The 6,386-nt window shown below is 50.1% G+C and carries 6 protein-coding genes and 1 pseudogene; 3 read left to right on the top strand and 4 right to left on the bottom strand.

Going from position 1 to position 6,386, the window contains the following annotated elements; all coding sequences use genetic code 11:
- Positions 1–18 precede the first annotated feature (18 nt).
- A complete protein-coding gene (gene rfbD, locus AB3R30_RS26535) occupies positions 19–903 on the bottom strand; it encodes a dTDP-4-dehydrorhamnose reductase (RefSeq protein WP_458652211.1) in 885 nt (294 codons plus the stop codon).
- Between the two features lie 130 nt (positions 904–1,033).
- On the bottom strand, positions 1,034–2,875 hold the full coding sequence (cmk, locus tag AB3R30_RS26530; RefSeq protein ID WP_458652210.1) for a (d)CMP kinase: 1,842 nt from the start codon (positions 2,873–2,875) through the stop codon (positions 1,034–1,036).
- A 226-nt stretch (positions 2,876–3,101) separates the two neighbouring features.
- On the opposite strand from cmk, the gene AB3R30_RS26525 reads away from it, so the two are divergent.
- The 3 genes and pseudogenes from AB3R30_RS26525 to AB3R30_RS26515 form a co-directional block, all read left to right on the top strand.
- Complete coding sequence (locus AB3R30_RS26525; RefSeq protein WP_458652209.1) at positions 3,102–3,860, top strand: ferritin-like domain-containing protein; 759 nt, start codon at positions 3,102–3,104, stop codon at positions 3,858–3,860.
- A 122-nt stretch (positions 3,861–3,982) separates the two neighbouring features.
- Positions 3,983–4,873 (top strand): alpha/beta fold hydrolase, encoded by an 891-nt coding sequence (locus AB3R30_RS26520; protein WP_458652208.1) that lies wholly within the window; start codon positions 3,983–3,985, stop codon positions 4,871–4,873.
- A gap of 277 nt (positions 4,874–5,150) precedes the next feature.
- Positions 5,151–5,450: pseudogene (locus tag AB3R30_RS26515) on the top strand (transposase); the annotation flags it as partial.
- Positions 5,451–5,466: 16 nt separating this feature from the next.
- On the opposite strand, the gene AB3R30_RS26510 reads toward AB3R30_RS26515, so the two are convergent.
- Entirely contained in the window at positions 5,467–5,940 is a 474-nt protein-coding gene (locus tag AB3R30_RS26510) for a transposase family protein (protein WP_458652207.1), read from the bottom strand.
- A complete protein-coding gene (locus tag AB3R30_RS26505) occupies positions 5,837–6,295 on the bottom strand; it encodes a transposase family protein (protein WP_458652206.1) in 459 nt (152 codons plus the stop codon). Before AB3R30_RS26505 ends, AB3R30_RS26510 begins: the two co-directional genes overlap by 104 nt.
- Positions 6,296–6,386: the final 91 nt, after the last annotated feature.

The raw sequence follows: 6,386 nt of genomic DNA, 5'->3' as shown, positions 1-6,386 counted from the left end.
AACTGCTCAAACATGGGCTTAACCAGACACTTGTTGTAGTTCTGTGAGCATTTTACGGAGACTTTGTAGCCAGTGGGGAGGATGAGTACCGAGGAGGGCAGAGGTTTTTTTGAGAGACAGGACGGAAAAAGGGGGACGGGGAGCGGGGAGGGGATATTCTTCGGTGGTAATGGGAATGACGCGCTGAACTTGCAGCGGGAAGCCCATTGCCTTAGCTTCTTCGATAATGGTGACAGCAAAATCATACCAACTGCACACGCCGCTGTTGGTGTAGTGATAAGTGCCTGTGGTTTCGGCAGTGAGTTGAGGCGCGAGATGGGCGATCGCCAGCGCCAGATCCTTTGCCCAGGTGGGCGCACCGATTTGATCAGTGACCACGCGCAACTCTTCTCGCTGGGCACCCACCCGCAGCATGGTTTTCACAAAGTTTCCCTTGCCCTGAACGCCATAAACCCAGGCGGTGCGGATGATCATGTGTTTCGGACATGTCGCCCGAATTGCCGCTTCTCCTGCTAATTTTGATGCGCCATACACGCCCAGAGGATTGGTCGGAGCAGTTTCCAGGTAAGGACTACTGCTTTTGCCATCAAATACATAATCAGTAGAAATGTGAATCAGTCCGGCTCCTACGCTGTCTGCCGCTTCCGCCAAAATGCCAGTAGCTTTGCCATTCACCAGGGTTGCCAAATCCGGCTCACTTTCTGCCTTGTCTACGGCAGTGTAAGCCGCTGCATTGACAATAATCGTGGGTTGCAATTGCTCGACGAGCGCGTGGATAGTGTCGGGGTTTGCCAAATCCCACTGGGTGCGATCAATTGCCGTCAGTTCACCAAGAGGCGCTAAGGTTTGTTTTAGTTCTGCTCCAACCTGTCCATTTGTGCCTGTTAACAGGATCTTTGTCATAGAACATCACCATAAATAGGGGAATACAGTCAAAACTGACTCCACCATATTGCAAAGAAAACAAAAATAGGTAAAGAGATACACAGAAAGCAGACCGTCAAAGTGAAGACTTTACCAAGCTTAAATCTTTCTAGAACTGGATTGTGGCATTGTATCGTTCGACGATTTGATCAATGACAGCCTGAATTGTTAAACCATCGGTGATCAATTCGATCGCGTCGTCAGCTTTACACAGGGGCGCAAGAGAACGAGTGCTATCTTTGCGATCGCGATCGTAAATTGACTGCTCTAACTTGCCCAGGTTGACATCGCCGATGCCCTGATCTTGCAAATCGCGCTGACGACGACGGGCGCGTTCTTGCACCGAAGCCGTCAGAAAAATCTTCAGTTCCGCATCAGGAAACACATTGGTGCCAATATCTCGCCCTTCAATCACAATGCCGCCGTGCTTGCCATAGAGTTGCTGTTGCCGCACTAACGCCCACCGAACCGCAGGCTGAGCCGCGATCGCAGAAACTTGAGAGGTCACTTCCAAGCTGCGAATTGCTTGAGTGACCTCTTGCCCGTTGACGAAGATGGCAGACGAGGCGAGGGAGGGGGTTGAAGTTTTGAGTTTTGAGTTTTGAGTTTTGAGTTTTGAGTTTTGAGTTTTGAGTTTTGAGTTTAGGTCTTTTCCTTCCTGATCTTTGTTCCCTGTTCCCTGTTCCCTAAATTCAATCTGACACTGGCTCACCAATTCTGCGATCGCGGGTTCGTCATCAATGGCAATCCCAGACTGCATGACTAACCAGGTAAGGGCGCGATACATGGCTCCGGTGTCGAGGTAAACCAAGCCGAGGGTTTGGGCAACGAGCCGCGCTACGGTAGATTTTCCGGCTCCGGCAGGTCCATCGATCGCTACGATGGGTTGGCGATCGCTCAGCAGCACATTGTCAATTAAGCGAGTAGAGCCAATCCGGGCAGCAACCGCTAATAAGCCTGTATCCTCAATTTGGGTTAAGGGAGTCATAGTCATGGGGTGAACCAGTTCAACGTATTCGGGGATGAGATTGGGTGCAGTGGTTAACATTGCCTTAACCGCCCCGATTAGTTTACTACCTAATCGCTCTCCGGCTTGAAAGGCGGATGATGCTTGCTGCAATGCCCGATAAATCATAGCCGCTTGCTCTCGCTCTGTGCCACTCAAATACTGATTGCGAGAACTGAGGGCTAACCCGCTTGGTTCACGGGCGATCGCGCAGCCCACAATTTCCACAGGCAGGTTCAGATCCATCACTAACTGGCGAATCACGGCAAGCTGTTGAGCATCCTTTTGCCCAAAATAGGCACGAGTCGGCTGCACTATATTCAGCAGTTTGGTCACAATCGTTGCCACCCCTTGAAAATGTTCCGGTCTAGAACGTCCGCAGAGTTCGCTTGTTAAAGATGTAGGAGGAAGCACTTGGGTGAGTTTTGAGTTTTGAGTTTTGTTTGCGTAGCGTTCCCGTAGGGAATGTTTTGAGTTTTGAGTTTTGAGTTTTGAGTTTTGAGTTTTGAGTTTTGAGTTCGGAGTTTTGAGTTCGGAGTTCGCCATAACTCCTTCGGAGACGCTACGCGAACGCCATTCGCCATTCGTCATTCGCTTTATGAGTCCTAGTTCTTCTGCATCAGGCACAAATAAAGCATCAACGTGGGCTTGTTCGCAGAGGGTTTGATCCTGTTTTAGGGTGCGGGGATAGCGCTGAAAGTCTTCGGTGGGTGCAAATTGTAGCGGGTTGACGAAAATGCTAACGACGACAATTTTGTTCTCTTTACGGGCGCGCTGAATGAGGCTGAGATGCCCGGCGTGGAGTGCTCCCATGGTGGGGACGAACCCAATTTCTAGGGGAGTTGCCACCTCTGGATAGCTGCCCGATCGCTCTAAGTCATGCCGTTTGAAGCGACAGGAATCCAGGTAGCAGCGTAACCCTAAGATGGTTGTGAACAGGCGCATTGAACGGGTTCCCCTTTTGAAGGTGCGATCGCTACTTTGTAGACCTTAGTTTCAACGAGTCTGCAAAACTCCTTAAATCAACTTTTTGTCTCATCAAAGCCAACCGCAAACATCCTCATAAACTGTAGCCAGATTTCTTCTGGGCTGCTACAAAATTTTTGAAATAACGCTAGGATCTCGCCTGTGGTGTCTTTTTGTGCAAATTACGTTCCTAGGCAACTATTTTATGAATCTTTCTACCCAACTGCTTCATATTCTTGGCTCCGGCGCATCTGCTTACATTTCCGCTCGGAACATGCGTGATTTGCAAACTCGTCCGAATACGCTTGCTGCCTTACAAATGGCGGAATCTGGTTCTGTTCCCTTTTTGGAAGCGCTCAGTGCGCGGGCTACTGCCGAAGGAGACACTTGGCTAGCAGAACGGCTGGCGCGTCACGCGGCTGATGAGCGTCGCCATGGTCAAATTTTTGCCCAAGCGTTGAAACAACTGAATAAGCAACTGATTGACTTCAAGTCTATTCCACAAACGACGAACGACGGAACGCCCGATGAACGTCGCCGCAGCCCTTTTTTTGAAGCGTATTTCAGTGATTATTCCAGCGAAGCGCTAAAACCTGAAAACATTGATTGGACGGTGTTTTTTGCTAGTACCTACATTCTTGAACTGGATGCCAGCAAAGATTTTGTGCGGATGGCAAATGCCTTGCCTGACACCGATCCCGCTAGTGTCAATTTGAAGAAAGGGATTCTCAGCGTTGCTCACGATGAAACCGGACATGCTGCCTACCTGCGAGAAGCGATGGAGCGACAGTTGTCTTCGGCTGCGGTGGATGAGGCGATCGACATTTGGCGCACCCGTAAGGTCAATGCCCTAATCGCGATGGTGGGTGGTTTTCTGCAAAAAGGTGGCAAAATGCCTGCTCTGACCCAAGAAGGAATGCCCGATCGCGCTGAGGTGGCTCTAGAGTTAGTGGCAGCTAATTGAGTTTTGAGTTTTGAGTTTTGAGTTTTGAGTTTTGAGTTTTGAGTTTTGAGTTTTGAGTTTTGAGTTTTGAGTTGAAGCTGGATCACTCATTTATAGTTCGTCATTTTTGGGGGTTGTAACGTATGCCGGTGATGGAATCAACGATCGCGGTGCCAGGGCAGTATTGGGCGTGGCGCGGTCAGCAGGTTTATTACGTGAAGGCGGGGGAGCGACGGGGCGATCGCCCTCCCCTACTGCTCATCCATGGCTTTGGTGCCTCAACCGATCACTGGCGCAAAAATATCATTGGGTTGAGCAACGAATTTGAAGTGTGGGCGATCGATTTGTTAGGGTTTGGGCGATCGGCAAAACCCGACTGGCAGTATAGCGGCGATCTCTGGCGCGATCAACTGCATGACTTTATCACCGAGGTGATTGGACAGCCTGCGGTACTGGTGGGCAACTCGTTGGGTGGCTATGCGGCACTCTGTGTGGCGAGTCAGCGTCCTGGTTCGGCGGCGGGATTGGTGCTAATCAATAGCGCGGGACCGTTTACTGATCTGACAGCCACTCCGCCAAAACCCGATCCAGTTCGAGAAGTGATGGGCGCAGTAGTACGCGGTTTGTTTCAGCAGGATTGGGCAAGCTACTTACTGTTTCAATATGCGCGGCAAAAGTTTTTGATTCGTAGAACGCTTGAAAAGGTGTACCTCGATCAGAGCGCTGTCACCGATCGCTTAGTGGAGGAAATCTACCAACCTTCTTGCGATCCCGGTGCGCCGAAGGTGTTTGCATCGGTGTTTCGCACTCCTCAAGGGGAACGGGTGGATGTGCTATTGAGTCAACTGACTTGTCCGCTGTTGATGCTATGGGGCGAAGCCGATCCGTGGATTAATGCGCGCGATCGCGGTGCTAAGTTTCGTGATTATTATCCGCAGTTGACGGAATATTATCTGCAAGCGGGGCACTGTCCCCATGATGAGGTGCCCGATCAGGTGAATAATTTACTGCGATTGTGGGTTAATGAGCTTTAAGAGTTTTGCTACATGGCGGCAACTCTGCGCCACTTTTTGACTACAAACGGCGGCACCGCGATCGCAACCTTACTTTTAACGTGAGTTCGACGGAGCAGAGCAAAAAGGAAAGCTGAGACTATGCAGAGCAAAAAGGAAAGCTGAGACTATAGGTTGAAAGGAATGTAAACCTTTCGAGACTCAGCTATGGAACCTATCGCATCGCGCCTAGATGTAACCACCCTGTTCTGTGATGTAGACGACTTCTGCCAGCAGTTTGAGCAAGCTTACTCCTGTCAACACTGGATGGAAGTTTGGCTTTAAGCTGCATCTGATTATCAATGAACGCGGAGAATTACTGGCATTCAAACTTACTCCTGCCAATACAGACGACCGTAAACCGGCACCAGAAATGACTCCAGACCTCTTTGGTCAACTCTTTGGCGACCGGGGATACCTCTCCCCAAAGCTGTTTGAAGAACTGTATTAACGGGGCTTGCAGTTAGTGACCAAAGCGAAGAAGAATATGAAACAGCATCTCGTGAAGCTGATGGACAAAATCTTGCTGCGCAAGCGATCGCTGATCGAGCCAGACAATAGACCTCCTGCATAAATCATGAGGCATGTGCCAGTTCGTAGTTCAACAAGCCAGCGATGAGATTTAAGCGTAAGCCAAACCGCTTTCTACGATAACGATAACGTCCCGAAAAGATGCGGAAGATTTTGAAGCAGCGAATCACATGTTCAATTCGCACCCGCAATCGTGCTAAGGCTCGGTTATGCTGCTTTTCTTCCTTTAGCAACGACTGCTTACGAGGCTTTTTGGTTGGAGTACAAGCGCCGGCATGAAGGTTAGCAAATCCTTGATAGCCTCGATCCGCCAACCACAATTGCGAACAGACAAACGGTAAACGACTTTGCTTGAGCAGCTTAAAGTCGTGCGTTCTGCCAGTATCCACGGCGGTACAAATGATTTGCCCGGTTTCAAACTCCGCCACCACTTGAGCTTTTAGGGTGTGGCATTTTTGTTTGCCGCTGTAGTAGCGTTTCTGTTTTTTTAGGGCGCTCGATTTCCATCTCTCCCACATCGACCCTCATCACCGTCGCCTCCCAACCGGGTTGGTACAACTGCCGCTGACTCGGTAGCCGGCACTTGCCACAGTTGACTAGCAAGTCTTCCACTTTTCGCACAATCCGCCCCACCGTGGTTTCGTGCAATCCCCAACTCACTCCGATGTGAAACTGGCTGCGATACTCTCGCCCATACTCTAATGCCACCAGCAATTGGTCTTCCACGCTCAGTTTGGCTTGTCCGCCCCGGCATCCCCGACGATCTAAAGCGGGACGGACTATTTCAACCATTGCACTGAATGTTTCACGGCTTACTCCACACAAGCGTTTGAACTCAGCACCCGAAAGAGACTCTAACGCCCTATACGCCATGGCTATTCCTCCTTGACTTGATCTTTGCCTGCTTCTCTATCCTTGTCTAACGACACGATCGCTAACTGGCACACTGTTTTACTATTCGTGC

It is taken from the genome of Sivoneniella epilithica UHCC 1019, assembly GCF_040830845.1.
Classification (GTDB): domain Bacteria; phylum Cyanobacteriota; class Cyanobacteriia; order Leptolyngbyales; family Leptolyngbyaceae; genus ULC077BIN1.
This window is presented reverse-complemented; position numbering and strand designations above follow the sequence as displayed.